Here is a 16,783-nt window from a genome sequence, read left to right as displayed (position 1 = left end):
TTCCTCCGGGCGCTTCCCTTCGGTGTTTCCGACTCTATCAGATCTTTTCTCGATCCGATTTCCTCGGTGCTTTCCAGGTTCCCGCTCTCGCGTTTCCCTTTCCGGCGGTTCCGACTTTATCAGATGTTCTGAGTCAGAACTTCTCAGTCGGTTTTCCCGCTCCTCCCGGGGCGCGGACCGCATGAAGTGATCGGCTTCCCGTTCGGTGGGGGTTGTAAACGTACTGGAGCGGGGCGCCCCGATGCAAATCGCGGCGCCCCGCCCCGGGTTCGTGCGGGTCAGCGCCCGACGGACCGTCAGACCTCCACGACGACCGGGAGGATCATCGGCCTGCGCCGGTAGGTGTCCGAGACCCACTTGCCCAGGGTCCTGCGGACGAGCTGCTGCATCTGGTGCGGCTCGACGACGCCGTCCTGGGCGGAGCGCTCGAGGACGTCCGTGATCCTCGGGATCACGTCACCGAAGGCGGAGTCGTCGATGCCCGAGCCGCGGGCCTGGATGTGCGGACCGGCCGTGATCTTGCCGGTGGACGCGTCGATGACCAGGAAGACCGAGATGATGCCCTCGTCACCGAGGATCTTGCGGTCCTTGAGGGCCGGCTCGCCCACGTCGCCGACCGAGAGGCCGTCGACGTACACGTAGCCCGCCTGCACCTTGCCGGAGATCTTCGCCTTGCCCTCGATCAGGTCGACGGCCACGCCGTCCTCGGCGATGACGATGCGGTCGTGCGGGACGCCGGTCATGGCGCCCAGTTCCGCGTTGGCGCGCAGGTGGCGCCATTCGCCGTGGACCGGCATCAGGTTCTTCGGACGGCAGATGTTGTAGAAGTACAGCAGCTCGCCGGCCGAGGCGTGGCCCGAGACGTGGACCTTGGCGTTGCCCTTGTGGACGACGTTGGCGCCCCAGCGGGTCAGGCCGTTGATCACGCGGTAGACCGCGTTCTCGTTGCCCGGGATGAGCGAGGACGCAAGGATCACCGTGTCGCCCTCGACGATGCGGATCTGGTGGTCCCGGTTGGCCATGCGGGACAGGGCCGCCATCGGCTCGCCCTGGGAGCCCGTGCAGACCAGGACCACCTCGTGGTCCGGAAGGTCGTCGAGGGACCTGACGTCCACGACCAGGCCCGGGGGGACCTTCAGATAGCCCAGGTCACGGGCGATGCCCATGTTGCGGACCATGGAGCGGCCGACGAAGGCGACGCGGCGGCCGTACTCGTACGCCGCGTCCAGGATCTGCTGGATGCGGTGGACGTGGCTGGCGAAGCTGGCCACGATGATCCGCTTGCGGGCGCCGGCGAACACCTGGCGCAGGACGCCCGAGATGTCCCGCTCGTGCGGGGTGAAGCCGGGGACCTCGGCGTTCGTGGAGTCGGTGAGCAGGAGGTCGATGCCCTCCTCGCTCAGCCGCGCGAACGCGTGCAGGTCGGTGAGGCGGTTGTCCAGCGGCAGCTGGTCCATCTTGAAGTCGCCGGTGTGGACCACCATGCCCGCGGGGGTGCGGACGGCCACGGCCAGTGCGTCGGGGATGGAGTGGTTGACCGCGATGAACTCGCAGTCGAACGGGCCGACGCGCTCGCGGTTCCCCTCCGCCACCTGGAGGGTGTACGGACGGATGCGGTGCTCCTGGAGCTTGGCCTCGATCAGGGCGAGGGTCAGCTTGGAGCCGATCAGCGGGATGTCCGGCTTCTCCCGCAGGAGGTAGGGGACGCCGCCGATGTGGTCCTCGTGGCCATGGGTGAGGACGATGCCCTCGATGTCGTCGAGGCGGTCCCGGATGGACGAGAAGTCCGGCAGGATCAGGTCGATTCCGGGCTGCTCCTCCTCAGGGAAGAGCACTCCGCAGTCGACGATCAACAGGCGGCCGCCGTACTCGAACACCGTCATGTTCCGGCCGATTTCGCCGAGGCCGCCGAGCGGGGTGACCCGCAGGCCGCCTTCGGGGAGCGGCGGGGGCGGGCCCAGTTCAGGATGCGGATGACTCAAAAGACTCTCCTCACCACGCGCGCCACGTACCGGTGTGGCACGTGGCGCGCGTGACGTTCGTGCAAAGCAGTTGTTTTGGTGGGACGCAGGCACCGGTGGCCTGCTTATTCAGTTGTGAGGTCCGGCCGAGCGCGCGGCGTGCGCGGTCTTGCGAAGTCTGTTGTCAGAGCTGTACCCCGCCCGCAGCAAGATCGATCTTGAGCTGCTCGGTTTCCTCGGGGCCGAGCTCCACCATGGGCGGCCGCAGGGGGCCGGCCGGCAGGCCCTGGAGGGCGAGCGCGGCCTTGGTGGTCATGACGCCCTGGGTGCGGAACATGCCGGTGAAGACGGGAAGCAGCTTCTGGTGGATCTCCAGCGCCTTGTGTACGTCACCGGAGACGTACGCCTCGATCATCGTGCGGAGTTCCGGGGTGACCACGTGGCCCACGACCGAGACGAAGCCGACGGCGCCGACGGAGAGCAGCGGCAGGTTCAGCATGTCGTCGCCGGAGTACCAGGCGAGGCCGGAGCGCGCGATGGCCCAGCTCGCGCGGCCCAGGTCGCCCTTGGCGTCCTTGTTGGCGACGATCCGCGGGTGCTCGGCGAGGCGGACGAGCGTCTCCGTGTTGATCGGGACGCCGCTGCGGCCGGGGATGTCGTACAGCATGACCGGCAGGCCGGTGGCGTCGGCGACGGCGGTGAAGTGCCGGTAGAGGCCCTCCTGCGGGGGCTTGTTGTAGTACGGGGTGACGACCAGGAGTCCGTGCGCGCCGGTCTTCTCGGCGGCGCGGGCCAGCTCGACGCTGTGGTGGGTGTCGTTGGTGCCGACGCCGGCGACGACGTGGGCGCGGTCGCCCACCGCCTCCAGGACGGCTCGCACGAGCTCCGATTTCTCCGCGTCGCTGGTGGTGGGGGACTCGCCGGTGGTGCCGTTGACGATCAGGCCGTCGTTGCCTGCGTCCACCAGGTGGGCGGCGAGCCGCTGCGCGCCGTCGAGGTCGAGTGCGCCGTCCGCCGTGAAGGGCGTGACCATGGCGGTGAGGACCCGCCCGAAGGGGGTCTGCGGAGTCGAGGTCGGAGCCATGGTTACACGCTACTCGTTGCGCGGGGTGCGGTCTGCCCGAGGGGAGGGAGACAAGTCGCGACAAAGGCGGAGCCCGGCACTGCCTGCTCGGGGGTTCAAGCAGTGCCGAGTCCGTTCGATCAGGCTAGATGAACTTCGTGAAATGCCGCAATACGGACACTTCGCGAGGCTGACGCGTGGATCTCCCGCCGGGCCGGGTACGCGTGCCTTACGGGGCCACGCGGCCGTTGGCGTTGAAGGCGGCGTACGTGAGGGGCATGAGCCGGGCCCACTCCGCCTCCATCTTCTCGCCGACCATCTCGATCTCCCGCTGCGGGAAGGAGGGGACCTTCGCCAGCTCGTGCTGGGTGCGCAGGCCGAGGAAGTGCATCAGCGAGCGGGCGTTGCAGGTGGCGTACATGGACGAGTACAGGCCGACCGGGAGGACCGAGCGGGCGACCTCGCGGGCGACGCCGGCGGCGAGCATCTGCCGGTAGGTCTCGTACGCCTGGCGGTAGGAGTCCTCCATGGCGCGCCCCACGAGCTCGTGCTGGGCCGGGGTGCCCTCGACGAAGACGTACTTGCCCGGGCGCCCCTGCTGGACCAGCTTGCGGGACTCGTCCGGCACGTAGAAGACCGGCTGGAGCTCGCGGTAGCGGCCGGATTCCTCGTTGTACGACCACCCCACACGGTGCCGCATGAACTCGCGGAAGACGAAGATCGGTGCGTTGATGAAGAAGGTCATCGAGTTGTGCTCGAAGGGGCTCCCGTGCCGGTCGCGCATCAGGTAGTTGATCAGCCCCTTGGAGCGCTCCGGGTCCTTGTTCAGTTCGTCGAGGGACTGCTCACCGACGGTCGACACCCGGGCCGCGAACAGCACGTCGGCGTCGGTCGCGCTGTGCTTCACCAGCTCGACGGTGACGTCACTGCGCAGATCGATCTTGAAGTCGTCGTCAGGGGTCTGGGTCACGGTTCGCAGGGCCTTCCGGTTTCGTCTTCTGGCGACGCCACTCTACGGCCCGCCCGGCGGGGCGCTGGACACGGTGCGATGAAGTCGGCGAGACCGGGCACCTGCGAGGGGATTCATTCGTCTGTACCGGTAGTACCGACGTGTTCCAACCGAGAGGAGATGCAGTCCTGATGTTCCGCCGGCGTGAGCCCGTCCCCTTCGCCTTCCTCGCCGAGGCCGACAGGTTCCGCAGCAATGTCACTCCGCCGCCCCGTGAGCGGGCGTCCTTCGGCCAGCTGGCCGGGCGCTGGCTGCTGGGCCTGACCATCGTCGCCGCCCTCATGGGCTCCCTGGTCATCGGGATGCCCGCCCTGTCGCTGGACCACTCCGCGGCGCAGACCCCGCGGTCGCAGGCGTCCGACCACCGCTGAGGGCGCGGCGCGCCGGTCCTGACTCCATCCGGGCCCCGACAGTGGTGACCGGGGCCACAGGTCGGTAGCCTCACCGGGCACAGCCCACGCCCTGGACGAGTGAGGACCCGCCGTGCCCCTGTCCTTCCTGACGGCCGATCGCGCCTTCGAGGCAGCCGACGACACAGCGCTGCCGTACCACGACCGCGACCGCTGGCGCCGTCCCTACCGTCCGGGTCCGTGGCGCGTGGGAACGGCGGCGGTCATTCTGCTGCTCGCCTCGTTCGTGCTGTTCGCGGCGGTCGTGATCGCCGCGACGGCCACGCCCGCCTCCGCCGGCGCGGTCTTCGCCGTGGCCGCGGTCGTCATCGTCTGCGCGCTGCGGCTGCTGCGGATGGGCGTGTGGGTGAGTGCGCGGGGGCTTCGGCACGTGGCCTTCCTCGGTACGCGGACGGTCCCCTGGGCCCAGGTCGCGCAGGTACGGACGGTGCAGCAGCCGGTGCGCTGGCTGGGGCTGCCGCGCACGGTGCAGGGGCAGGCGCTGGTTCTCCTGGGGCAGGGGCGTGCGGCGGACGGCTCGCCGCCGCTGCTGACGACGCACAACGCGGACTTCCTCGCCCGGCCGGACGCCTTCGACCGGGCCGCGGACTCCGTGGAGGCGTGGGCGGACGAGTACCGGCGCGGCTGATCACGTGCGCACAGGGGTGGGGCCGGACCGCGTACGGTCCGGCCCCACCGCTGTGGCGTGCGTGGGTCAGACGGTCTCGGTCCGTTTGCCGTCGTGCAGGGCGATCGCCCGCTGCATCGCCTTGCGGGCGCGCGGGGTGTCCCGGGCGTCGTGGTAGGCCACGGCGAGCCGGAACCAGCTGCGCCAGTCGTCGGGCGCCGCCTCCGTCTCCGCCTTGCGCCGGGCGAAGACCTCGTCGGCCGAGTCGCGGTCGATCCGGCCGCTGGGGGTGCGCCTCAGCTCGTCGGCGGGCAGGCCGCCCTCGGCGTCGAGCTCGGCGGCGAGCTGGTTGGCCCTGCGGACGAACTGGGTGCTCTTCCACAGGAACCACAGGCCGATGACCGGCAGGACCAGCACCGCGAGGCCGAAGGTGACGGTGAGGGGCGTGCCGGTCTCGATCAGCATCAGGCCGCGGCTGCCGACCAGGGCGAAGTAGAAGACCAGGACGGCGGCCGTGATGACGTAGGAGATCTTCGCGCGCATGTCGTCAGGGCTCAGTTCAGGTCCAGGAAGTGTTCCAGGCCGAAGGTGAGGCCCGGAGTCGTCACCACGCGGCGCACGCCCAGCAGGATGCCCGGCATGAAGCTGCTGTGGTGCAGGGAGTCGTGGCGGACGGTGAGGGTCTCGCCCTCGCCGCCGAGCAGGACCTCCTGGTGGGCGAGGAGGCCGCGCAGGCGGACCGCGTGCACGGGGACGCCGTCGACGTCCGCGCCGCGGGCGCCGTCCAGGGCGGTGACCGTGGCGTCCGGCGCCGGGGCGCTCCCGGCCCGGCGGCGGGCCTCGGCGATGAGCTGGGCGGTGCGGGTGGCGGTGCCGGAGGGGGCGTCGACCTTGTTCGGGTGGTGCAGTTCGACGACCTCGACGGACTCGAAGTACGGGGCGGCGATCTGCGCGAACTTCATGGTCAGCACGGCCCCGATGGAGAAGTTCGGGGCGATGAGCACGCCGGCCTCCGGAGACTGGGCCAGCCAGCCCCTCAGCTGTGCGAGGCGCTCGTCGGTCCAGCCCGTCGTACCGACGACGGCGTGGATGCCGTGGCGTACGCAGAAGTCGAGGTTGCCCATGACCGAGGCGGGGGTGGTCAGCTCGACCGCGACCTGGGCGCCGGTGTCGACCAGCGTCTCCAGCTTGTCGTCCCGGCCGAGGGCGGCGACCAGTTCCATGTCCTCGGCGGCCTCGACCGCCCGGACCGCCTCCGATCCGATCCGGCCCTTGGCACCGAGGACCGCCACGCGCAGCTTGCTCATGTTCTGTTTCCTTAACCGAGGGGTTCCGACAACCGGGGGGTTGAGGCCGGGGGGTCAGGCGACGGCGTCGTGCAGCCGGGCGGCCTGCTTGTCCTTCAGCGGGCCGATGACCGACAGCGAGGGCCGGCGTCCCAGGACGTCCCGGGCGACCTCCCGGACGTCGTCGGGGGTGACCGCGGCTATCCGGGCCAGCATGTCGTCGACGGACATCTGCTCGCCCCAGCACAGCTCGCTCTTGCCGATACGGTTCATCAGCGCGCCGGTGTCCTCCAGGCCGAGCACCGTGGAGCCCTGGAGCTGGCCGACGGCGCGGCCGATCTCGTCGTCGGACAGGCCGTGCTCGGCGACGTGGTCGAGTTCGTCGCGGCAGATCCTCAGCACGTCGTGCACCTGCGACGGCCTGCACCCGGCGTACACGCCGAACAGGCCGCAGTCGGCGAAGCCGGAGGTGTAGGAGTACACGCTGTAGGCCAGGCCGCGCTTCTCGCGGACCTCCTGGAAGAGGCGGGAGGACATGCCGCCGCCGAGGGCGGTGTTGAGGACGCCCATGGCCCAGCGGCGCTCGTCGGTGCGGGCCAGTCCCGGCATGCCGAGCACGACGTGGGCCTGCTCGGTCTTGCGGCCGATCAGCTCGACCCGGCCGGCGGTGCGGATGACGCGCCGGCCGCCGCGCGGGGCGACGGGCCGGGCGGCCGGGTCCTTGAAGGCGCCCGCCTTGTCGAAGGCGGCGCGGACCTGGCGTACGACCTTGTCGTGGTCGATGTTGCCGGCGCAGGCGACCACGAGGTGGGTCGGGTCGTAGTGCTTCTTGTAGAAACGGCGGATGCGGTCGGCGGTGAGGGCGTTGACCGTGTCGACCGTGCCGAGGACCGGACGGCCGAGGGGGTTGTCGCCGAACATCGTGTGCGCGAACAGGTCGTGCACACAGTCGCCCGGGTCGTCCTCGGTCATCGCGATCTCTTCGAGGATGGCGCCGCGCTCGACGTCGACGTCCTCCTCGAGGATGCGGGAGCCGGTCAGCATGTCGCAGACGACGTCGATGGCGAGCGGCAGGTCGGTGTCGAGCACGCGCGCGTAGTAGCACGTGTACTCCTTCGCCGTGAACGCGTTCATCTCGCCGCCGACGGCGTCGAGGGCGGCGGAGATGTCCAGGGCGGACCTGCGGTGGGTGCCCTTGAAGAGCAGGTGCTCCAGGTAGTGCGTCGCGCCGTTGAGCGCCGGGGTCTCGTCGCGGGAGCCGACGTGCGCCCAGATGCCGAAGGTGGCGGAGCGGACGGAGGGCAGGGTCTCGGTGACGATGCGCAGGCCGCCGGGGAGGGTGGTCTTGCGGACCGTGCCGATGCCGTTCTCGCCCTGGATGAGGGTTTGGGTACGGGCGACGGCCCGCGCCTCCGAGGAGGTGCGGGCCGTCGCCTGGGAGCCACGGGACGTCACTGGTCGGCGTCGTCCTTCTTCGTCTCGTCGGCCAAGGAGCCTTCCTCGCCCTCGATCACGGGGATCAGGGAGAGCTTGCCGCGGGAGTCGATCTCGGCGATCTCGACCTGGACCTTCTGGCCCACGCCGAGGACGTCCTCGACGTTCTCCACGCGCTTGCCGCCGGCCAGCTTGCGGATCTGCGAGATGTGCAGCAGACCGTCCTTGCCGGGCAGCAGGGAGACGAAGGCACCGAAGGTGGTGGTCTTCACCACCGTGCCCAGGTACCGCTCGCCGACCTCGGGCATCGTCGGGTTGGCGATGCCGTTGATGGTGGCGCGGGCGGCCTCCGCGGACGGGCCGTCGGCTGCGCCGATGTAGATGGTGCCGTCTTCCTCGATGGTGATCTCGGCGCCCGTGTCCTCCTGGATCTGGTTGATCATCTTGCCCTTGGGGCCGATGACCTCACCGATCTTGTCGACCGGGATCTTCACGGTGATGATCCGCGGCGCGTTGGGGGACATCTCGTCGGGCCGGTCGATGGCCTCCATCATCACGTCGAGGATGTGGAGACGGGCGTCGCGGGCCTGCTTGAGGGCGGCGGCCAGGACGGAGGCCGGGATGCCGTCCAGCTTGGTGTCGAGCTGGAGGGCGGTCACGAACTCCTTGGTGCCGGCGACCTTGAAGTCCATGTCGCCGAAGGCGTCCTCCGCACCGAGGATGTCGGTGAGGGTGACGTAGTGCGTCTCGCCCTCGATCTCCTGGGAGATCAGGCCCATGGCGATGCCGGCGACCGGGGCCTTGAGCGGCACACCGGCGTTCAGCAGCGACATGGTGGAGGCGCAGACCGAGCCCATGGACGTCGAGCCGTTGGAGCCGAGGGCCTCGGACACCTGGCGGATCGCGTAGGGGAACTCCTCGCGGGTCGGCAGGACCGGGACGAGGGCGCGCTCGGCGAGGGCGCCGTGGCCGATCTCGCGGCGCTTCGGGGAGCCGACGCGGCCGGTCTCACCGGTGGAGTACGGCGGGAAGTTGTAGTTGTGCATGTAGCGCTTGCGGGTCACCGGGGAGAGGGTGTCCAGCTGCTGCTCCATGCGGAGCATGTTCAGGGTGGTGACGCCCAGGATCTGGGTCTCGCCGCGCTCGAACAGGGCGGAGCCGTGGACCCGCGGGATCGCCTCGACCTCGGCGGCGAGCGTGCGGATGTCCGTCACGCCGCGGCCGTCGATGCGCTTCTTCTCCTTGATCACGCGCTCGCGGACCAGCTGCTTGGTGAGCGAGCGGTACGCGGCGGAGATCTCCTTCTCGCGGCCCTCGAACTCCGGCAGGAGCTTCTCGGCGGCGAGCTGCTTGACGCGGTCCAGCTCGGCCTCGCGCTCCTGCTTGCCGGCGAGGGTGAGCGCCTGCGCGAGCTCGGGCTTGACGGCGGCCGTCAGGGCCTCCAGGACGTCGTCCTGGTAGTCGAGGAAGATGGGGAACTCGCCGACCGGCTTGGCGGCCTTGGCGGCGAGGTCCGACTGGGCCTTGCACAGGACCTTGATGAAGGGCTTCGCGGCCTCCAGACCGGCGGCGACGACCTCCTCGGTCGGCGCCTCGGCGCCGCCCTCGACCAGCGTGATGGTCTTCTCGGTGGCCTCGGCCTCGACCATCATGATCGCGACGTCGCCGTCCTCCAGGACGCGGCCCGCGACGACCATGTCGAAGACGGCGTCCTCGAGCTCGGTGTGGGTCGGGAAGGCCACCCACTGGCCGCGGATCAGCGCGACGCGGACGCCGCCGATCGGGCCGGAGAAGGGCAGGCCGGCCAGCTGCGTGGACGCGGAGGCGGCGTTGATCGCCACGACGTCGTACAGGTGGTCGGGGTTGAGCGCCATGACGGTGCACACGACCTGGATCTCGTTGCGCAGGCCCTTCTTGAAGGACGGGCGCAGCGGGCGGTCGATGAGGCGGCAGGTGAGGATGGCGTCCTCGGAGGGGCGGCCCTCACGGCGGAAGAAGCTGCCGGGGATCTTGCCGGCGGCGTACATCCGCTCCTCGACGTCCACCGTCAGCGGGAAGAAGTCGAGCTGGTCCTTGGGCTGCTTGGAGGCGGTGGTGGCCGACAGCACCATGGTGTCGTCGTCCAGGTACGCCACGGCGGAACCGGCGGCCTGCTTGGCCAGGCGGCCCGTCTCGAAGCGGATGGTGCGGGTGCCGAAGGCGCCGTTGTCGATGACGGCCTCGGCGTAGTGGGTCTCGTTCTCCACCAGCGTTTTCTCCGTTACTTGTCGTCTTTTGTCCCTCCTCGCCCGTGTGGCGGGGGGACGGGGCGGAGAAGCGCGCCGTCCGGTTGCGGGCCGGTCTTCGATCGAAGCACCCGGGGGCTCGTCCCCCGGGGGCCACTACCGAGGACCGGCGGCGGTGAGGTGCGCTCCTCCTCGTTCGGTTGTGCGTGATGACCGGCTACCCCGTTCGGGCGGGCCTCTCACGCTGTGTCGTGCGGGTCGTACGCGTCGTGCGCCGCACCACCACAAACGGTGCTTCCCCGTGTGGTGCTACCACACTACAAAGCCGCGGTGACACCGCGCACGTACAGCAAAGGGAGCGGCCCCCGAACGATGGGAACCGCTCCCTTCACGGCGTCTTACTTGGCGCCCGCCGCACCACGGCGGATGCCGAGGCGGTCGACCAGCGCACGGAAGCGCTGGATGTCCTTCTTGGCGAGGTACTGCAGCAGGCGGCGGCGCTGACCGACCAGGATCAGCAGACCACGGCGGGAGTGGTGGTCGTGCTTGTGGGTCTTGAGGTGCTCGGTCAGGTCGGAGATCCGGCGCGACAGCAGAGCGACCTGGACCTCGGGGGAGCCGGTGTCACCCTCCTTGGTACCGAACTCGGCGATGATCTGCTTCTTCGTAGCGGCGTCGAGCGACACGCGTACTCCTCTGATTCTCTGCGCATGGCCACCGAGTGCCCCCGGTCTGCTTCTCGGGGGGACTTCCGTAACTCGGGAGGCGGGGATCCGCTGGGCGCGACCTCCAGGTCCGGCTGTCGCCAGGGATTCCGGGGGTGCGTACACAAACGGCCGTCGCCCACCCTACCAGCCCGGCGGCGTGGCCCCGCCCGGTGCGGCAGCGGCGGGCACCGCCGGACGCCGGCGGCCCCGGCACGGCGCAGCGGCCGCCACCCGTGAGGTGACAGCCGCTGCGCCGCGTACCGTTCGTGAGCGACCGGTCTCAGCTGGTCATGCCCCGGGCGGCCGCGTACAGGTCGAGCACGGCGAGGCAGAGCGGGACGAGCGAGAGCAGGACCGCGCCTTCGCTCAGGTCGAGCATGCGGCCCCAGAACGGGGTCACGCCCTTGCGCGGCACGATCAGGGCGATGGCCACCAGGAGCACGGCGCCCGCGGCGACGGCGGCGGAGAGCCAGATGGTGCGGATGTCCAGCGGGGCGCTGTTCCCGTTGTAGAGGAGTTCCTTGATGATGTCGGCCGGCGGGTTCAGGGCGAGGCCGAGCACGAGCAGGCAGACCGTGACGATGCCCGACATGATCAGGGTCACGACCTGGGCGGTGTAGAGGAAGAGGCGGGCCCGCATCAGCATGGCCAGGCCGACCGCCAGCGACAGCAGCTGGGCCCAGCCGCTGGTGGAGAAGCCGAGCACGACACCGGCGGAGGCGACGCCCGCGGCCGCGCAGCCGCCGACGAGGCCGAGCAGCAGTTCGTGCCCGCGGCGCGCCTGGTCGGCGATGGCCTGGAAGTCGACCGGCTCCTGCTCCTGCTGGTCGTCGGCGCGGCCGCGCTTGGCGATCTGGTCGGGCGAGCGGAAGCCGATGGGGAGCTTGGCGAAGCGGGCGGACCAGCCGGGGAGGAAGCCGATGACGGCGACCATGACCGTGGCGGTGACGGCGGCGGCATGGCGCGGCTCGGCCTCGCCGATGATCGCGGCGAAGGTGGCGAGGACGCCGACGCCGGCGGCGAACGCGGCGGCGACGAAGGGCGCGTCGTTCCGGGGCAGCAGCAGCACCAGCAGCACCGCGGCGACCAGGACGACCGCGAGGCCGATCAGCAGGTGCAGCCGTCCGGGCCCCTCGCCGGAGGGGACGCCCACGACGCCCGAGCCGCCCACCATCAGGTGGGGCAGCGAGGCCAGGCCCAGGGCCGCGGCCGCGTGGTGGTCGTCGTAGACCCGGGCCCGTACGGCCGCCAGCGCGACGAGGACGACGCCGGTGACACCGGCGATCACGCCCGGCAGGCCGTGCATGTCGTGGGCGACCGGCTCGGAGAACCACAGGACCAGCGCCATCATGATGAGCAGCAGCGCGCCGGCGGCCAGGCCGACGACGCGCATCATGCCGTCGTTCCAGCTGCGGCGGTCGGTCTCGACGGCGGCGGCCACGGCGTCCACGACGTCGTCGAAGACGGCGGGCGGCAGGGAGTCCGCGAACGGCCGCAGGAGCAGCAGTTCGCCGTCGCGGATCTGCTGTTCGGCGAGCGAACGGCCGTCGTCGAGGACGGAGCCGTCCCGGCGTACCAGGTTGTACCCGGTGGGCGCGGCCTCCTCGGGGGTCTGCCCCGACAGCCGCAGGATCTCCGGGTACACGTCAGAGAGCGGCACGTCCTCCGGAAGTGCGACATCGATCCGGCTGTTCGGTGCCGCCACCGTGACTCGGCAGAATCCGGTTGCTGAAACCGTACTCACCTGACGGTTCCCCCTCGTCCAGTACTCGCTGATCCGACGCGGTTTGCCCGGGCGATTCCCGCTCCGCGCTTCGTTCGGTGCGTCACCCTACCGCTCCCACCCGGCGTCTCCTCATCCCCTATCGGCTCAACGGGCCCGCAGAACAGTAGGATCAACGCCCGACTCATCGGCCCGGCGGAGACCGGCGAGTTGACGTACGTACGGGGCCGTCACAACGGGGGCGGTTCAGGATTGCGATCGCGTGAAGGACTGGTGCATCGGTGAGCGTCGTCATCGTCAAGCGCCCGCCGCGGGTTTACCCGCCGGAGGTGCCGAGTGAGGAGGTCAAGCTCGAATCCCCTCCCGAGCTCCCTCGCACCGAGGACGACAGCCTGCTGATGAACCTGCTGCCCATGCTCGGCATGGGTTCGTCTGCGGCGTTCTTCTTCATGCCGGGCGCCCAGGGCTTCATGAAGATCATGGGCATGCTGATGATGGCGTCCACGGTGGCCATGGTGATCGCCCAGATCGTGCGGGCCCGGAAGGGGCCGTCCGGCCAGATGGCCGAGGCCCGGCGCGACTACCTCAAGTACCTGGCGCAGAAGCGGCGTGAGGTGCGGCGCACCGCGCACAAGCAGCGCGACGCCCAGCACTACCTGCACCCGGCGCCCGAGCAGTTGTGGGCCCTGGTCGCCGAGGGTTCGCGGCTGTGGGAGCGGCGCTCCACGGACCAGGACTTCGTCCAGGTGCGGATCGGCCTGGGGCCGCAGCAGCTCGCGACGCCGCTGGTGGCGCCCGAGACCGCGCCGGTGGACGAGCTGGAGCCGCTGACCGCCCACGCGATGCAGCAGTTCATCGCCGGCCACGGCACGCTGAACGACCTTCCGCTGGCGATCGGGCTGCGCTCCTTCTACCACGTGATGATCTCGGGTGACACCGAGACGGTCTACGGCCAGACCCGGGCGGTGCTCGGCCAACTGGCCTCGCTGCACTCGCCCGAGGACGTGGTGATCGCGGTCGTGGCGGCGCCGGGCGCGGCGGTGGAGTGGGAATGGACCAAGTGGCTGCCGCACTTGCAGCACAAGGAGTCCGACGGCGCCGGTACGCGCCGGCTGCTCTGCCACGACCTCGGCGAGCTCGAGGAGATGATCGCCCATCAGCTGGAGGGCCGGCCCCGGTGGAGCCGGGAGGGGCAGCCGGTGCTGGACCAGCCGCACGTGGTCGTCGTGCTGGACGGCGGCAGCGTGCCGCCGGACTCGGTGCTCGCCTCGGCGGAGGGCCTCCAGGGCGTGACCATCCTCGAGGTGGTGCCCGGCGAGCTCGACGAGCCGCGCGGCTCGCTGTCGGTGCGGGTGTGGCCCGACGGCATGGAGCTGGAGGCGGGCACGGGCGTGTTCACCGGCCAGGCCGATGTGCTGTCGCAGGCGCAGGCGGAGTCGCTGGCCCGTCAGCTGGCGCCGCTGCGGCTGGGCGCCGCGGACGCGGACGAGCCGCTGCTGGCGAACCTGGACTTCACCGACCTGATGCAGATCGGTGACGCGGCGAGCGTGGACGTCTCGCGCACCTGGCGGCCGCGGACGCTGCACGAGCGGCTGCGCGTCCCGATCGGTCTCGGCGAGAACGGCGAGCCGGTCATGCTGGACATCAAGGAAGCCTCGCAGGAGGGCATGGGCCCGCACGGTCTGTGCGTCGGCGCCACCGGTTCCGGTAAGTCGGAGCTGCTGCGGACCCTGGTGCTGGGCCTGGCGGTGACCCACTCCTCCGAGACGCTCAACTTCGTCCTCGCGGACTTCAAGGGCGGCGCCACCTTCACCGGCATGAGCTCCATGCCGCACGTCTCCGCGGTGATCACCAACCTGGCCGACGAGCTCACGCTCGTGGACCGCATGCGCGACTCCATCACCGGTGAACTGACGCGCCGTCAGGAACTGCTGCGGCAGGCCGGCAACTACGCCAACATCACCGACTACGAGAAGGCGCGCGCGGCGGGCGCCCCGCTCGACCCGCTGCCGTCGCTCGTCCTGATCATCGACGAGTTCAGCGAGCTGCTCGCCGCCAAGCCCGACTTCATCGAGATGTTCATCCAGATCGGCCGCATCGGCCGTTCGCTGGGTGTGCACATGCTGCTCGCCTCGCAGCGCCTGGAGGAGGGCAAGCTGCGCGGCCTGGACACCTTCCTGTCGTACCGGATCGGTCTGCGGACCTTCTCCGCGGCGGAGTCCCGTACGGCGATCGGCGTGCCCGACGCCTACCACCTGCCGAACGTGCCCGGCGCGGGCATCCTGAAGTACGGCACCGACACGATGGTGCAGTTCAAGGCCGCGTACGTGTCGGGCACCTACCGGCCCAACGGGCCGGCGGCCGAGGGCGGCGGCCGGATCGACCGCTCGCCGGTGCTGTTCACCGCCGCGCCGGTGCCGGTGCGGATCCTCGCCGAGCCCGAGCCGGAGACCCGCCGGGACCAGATCGACGACGCGCTCGCCGACACCGTGCTGGACGTCATCGTCGGCCGCCTGGAGGGCCAGGGTCCGCCCGCCCACCAGGTGTGGCTGCCGCCGCTGGACGAGCCGTTCAGCCTCGATCAGGTGCTGCCGGCGCTCAACGTCAGCGCGGAGCGCGGTCTGCACGCCGAGGGCTACCACGCCCAGAGCAAGCTCGTCATCCCGGTCGGCCTGGTCGACAAGCCCTTCGAGCAGCGGCGCGACGTGATGTACGCGGATCTGTCCGGCTCCGCCGGTCACGCGCTGATCGTGGGCGGCCCGCAATCCGGCAAGTCGACGCTGGTGCGCACGATGATCGCGGCCTTCGCGCTCACCCACACGCCCACCGAGGTGCAGTTCTACGCCCTCGACTTCGGCGGCGGCGGCATGCTCGCCATGGAGCGCCTGGCCCACGTGGGCGGGGCGGCCTCCCGTCTGGACCAGGAGAAGGTCCGGCGTACGGTGGCGGAGGTGCACGGCATCCTGAACGCCCGCGAGGAGTTCTTCCGCGCCAACAGCATCGACTCCATGGCGACCTTCCGCAACCGTCGGGCGCAGGGCCACTACCCCGACCAGCCGTGGGGTGACGTCTTCCTGATCATCGACGGCTGGGGAACGTTCAAGAACGACTACGAGATGCTCGACCCGGTCATCGCGGACATCGCGACCCGCGGTCTGGGCTTCGGCATTCACCTGATCGTCACGGCGACCCGGTACACCGAGATGCGGCCGGCGCTGCGCGACCAGATCCTCAGCCGCCTCGAGCTGCGCCTCGGTGACGCGATGGAGTCGGAGTTCGACCGCAAGCGGGCCGAGAACGTGCCGGTGGGCAAGCCCGGCCGCGGTCTGTCCCCGGACAAGCTGGACTTCCTCGCCGCCACCCCCCGCATCGACGGGTCGGCCACGGTGGAGGATCTGGCCGACGGCATGGCGAACCTCGTCAGCAACGTCAACAACGCCTGGCAGGGCCCGACGGCGCCCAAGGTGCGGATGCTGCCGACGATGCTGCCCGCGTCCGAACTGCCGGCCGGCGGCGACTTCGCCAGCCGGGGCATCGCGATCGGTGTCGACGAGCTCACGCTGTCGCCGGTCTTCGTGGACTTCGAGACCGACCCGCTCTTCGTCATCTACGGCGAGAGCGAGTCCGGCAAGTCCTCGCTGCTGCGGTTCATCGCCAAGCAGGTCGCGGAGCGGTACGAGCCCAGCAAGGCGCTGTTCGTGGTCTCGGACTTCCGGCGGGCGCTGCTCGGCCAGATGCCCGAAAGCCACATGTACAAGTACTGCGCCTCGGGTCCGCAGCTCCAGGAGGTCATGGAGTCGCTGGCCGGCTCGATGAGCCGCCGTATGCCCGGGCCGGACGTGACCCCGGACCAGCTGCGCAACCGCAGCTGGTACAGCGAGCCCGACGCGTTCATCTTCATCGACGACTACGACCTGGTCGCCACGTCGATGGGCAACCCGATGTCGGTGCTCATGGAGTACCTGCCGTTCGCGCGCGACCTGGGTCTGCGCATCGTCCTGGCCCGCACCACCTCGGGTGCCTCGCGCTCGTCCTTCGAGCCGGTCCTCACCCGGATCAAGGAGCTGGGCGCCCAGGGCATCGTGCTCTCCGGTGACCCGCAGGAGGGGCCGGTGTTCAACAACATCAAGGCCACCCCGCTGCCGCCGGGACGCGGCCAGTTCATCTCGCGCCGGTCCAGCGGCCAGCTGGTCCAGACGGGATTCCTGCCGGAGAGCTGAGGCGTCTGCGCCCGGGGCGGACCGCATCGGCGCCCCGCCCCGGGCGCTCGCGGCACCGGGATGAGCCTCGATCCCGGTGACCGGGCGAACGTGCGACGTGTACACCCAACGACGTCCGACGAGGCCGGGCACCCGAGG

General features: G+C 70.4%; 12 protein-coding genes. 3 read left to right on the top strand and 9 right to left on the bottom strand.

Features of this window, described 5'->3' with window-relative positions:
* Positions 1–296: 296 nt before the first annotated feature.
* From AB0L74_RS10115 to thyX, 3 genes are all read right to left on the bottom strand, one after another.
* Entirely contained in the window at positions 297–1,982 is a 1,686-nt protein-coding gene (locus AB0L74_RS10115) for a ribonuclease J (RefSeq protein WP_365648161.1), read from the bottom strand.
* Positions 1,983–2,145: 163 nt separating this feature from the next.
* Positions 2,146–3,045, bottom strand: a complete 900-nt coding sequence (dapA, locus tag AB0L74_RS10110) for a 4-hydroxy-tetrahydrodipicolinate synthase (protein WP_365648158.1) — start codon at positions 3,043–3,045, stop codon at positions 2,146–2,148.
* Positions 3,046–3,253: 208 nt separating this feature from the next.
* Positions 3,254–3,994 carry an FAD-dependent thymidylate synthase gene (gene thyX / locus AB0L74_RS10105; RefSeq protein WP_365648155.1) on the bottom strand — a complete coding sequence of 247 codons (741 nt, stop codon included), beginning with the start codon at positions 3,992–3,994 and terminating at the stop codon, positions 3,254–3,256.
* Positions 3,995–4,164: 170 nt separating this feature from the next.
* Here thyX and AB0L74_RS10100 point away from each other — a divergent pair, with 170 nt between their 5' ends.
* Both AB0L74_RS10100 and AB0L74_RS10095 read left to right on the top strand, forming a co-directional pair.
* A complete protein-coding gene (locus AB0L74_RS10100; protein WP_365648152.1) occupies positions 4,165–4,404 on the top strand; it encodes a hypothetical protein in 240 nt (79 codons plus the stop codon).
* Positions 4,405–4,516: 112 nt separating this feature from the next.
* Positions 4,517–5,071 (top strand): PH domain-containing protein, encoded by a 555-nt coding sequence (locus AB0L74_RS10095; protein WP_365648149.1) that lies wholly within the window; start codon positions 4,517–4,519, stop codon positions 5,069–5,071.
* A gap of 66 nt (positions 5,072–5,137) precedes the next feature.
* On the opposite strand, the gene AB0L74_RS10090 is transcribed toward AB0L74_RS10095, so the two are convergent.
* The 6 genes from AB0L74_RS10090 to eccD all read right to left on the bottom strand — a co-directional run bounded on the left by AB0L74_RS10090 (position 5,138) and on the right by eccD (position 12,446).
* On the bottom strand, positions 5,138–5,593 hold the full coding sequence (locus AB0L74_RS10090) for a hypothetical protein (protein ID WP_365648146.1): 456 nt from the start codon (positions 5,591–5,593) through the stop codon (positions 5,138–5,140).
* 11 nt (positions 5,594–5,604) lie between these two features.
* A complete protein-coding gene (gene dapB / locus AB0L74_RS10085) occupies positions 5,605–6,357 on the bottom strand; it encodes a 4-hydroxy-tetrahydrodipicolinate reductase (protein WP_365648143.1) in 753 nt (250 codons plus the stop codon).
* Between the two features lie 54 nt (positions 6,358–6,411).
* Positions 6,412–7,791 carry a pitrilysin family protein gene (locus tag AB0L74_RS10080; RefSeq protein WP_365648140.1) on the bottom strand — a complete coding sequence of 460 codons (1,380 nt, stop codon included), beginning with the start codon at positions 7,789–7,791 and terminating at the stop codon, positions 6,412–6,414.
* Positions 7,788–10,016 carry a polyribonucleotide nucleotidyltransferase gene (locus tag AB0L74_RS10075; RefSeq protein ID WP_365648137.1) on the bottom strand — a complete coding sequence of 743 codons (2,229 nt, stop codon included), beginning with the start codon at positions 10,014–10,016 and terminating at the stop codon, positions 7,788–7,790. The genes AB0L74_RS10080 and AB0L74_RS10075 overlap by 4 nt, the downstream gene beginning before the upstream one ends.
* 377 nt (positions 10,017–10,393) lie before the next feature.
* The gene (rpsO, locus tag AB0L74_RS10070) at positions 10,394–10,681 is read right to left on the bottom strand and encodes a 30S ribosomal protein S15 (RefSeq protein ID WP_003997419.1); all 288 of its coding nucleotides are present in this window, start codon (positions 10,679–10,681) and stop codon (positions 10,394–10,396) included.
* Between the two features lie 301 nt (positions 10,682–10,982).
* Positions 10,983–12,446, bottom strand: a complete 1,464-nt coding sequence (gene eccD, locus AB0L74_RS10065; protein WP_365648134.1) for a type VII secretion integral membrane protein EccD — start codon at positions 12,444–12,446, stop codon at positions 10,983–10,985.
* Between the two features lie 260 nt (positions 12,447–12,706).
* Here eccD and eccCa point away from each other — a divergent pair, with 260 nt between their 5' ends.
* Positions 12,707–16,645, top strand: a complete 3,939-nt coding sequence (eccCa, locus tag AB0L74_RS10060) for a type VII secretion protein EccCa (protein WP_365648131.1) — start codon at positions 12,707–12,709, stop codon at positions 16,643–16,645.
* The last annotated feature ends 138 nt before the right edge of the window (positions 16,646–16,783 follow it).

The sequence above is a fragment of the Streptomyces sp. NPDC052020 genome (genome assembly GCF_040680575.1).
Classification (GTDB): domain Bacteria; phylum Actinomycetota; class Actinomycetes; order Streptomycetales; family Streptomycetaceae; genus Streptomyces.
Note: the sequence above shows the minus strand (reverse complement) of the source record. Positions and strands in the feature narration are given on the sequence as shown.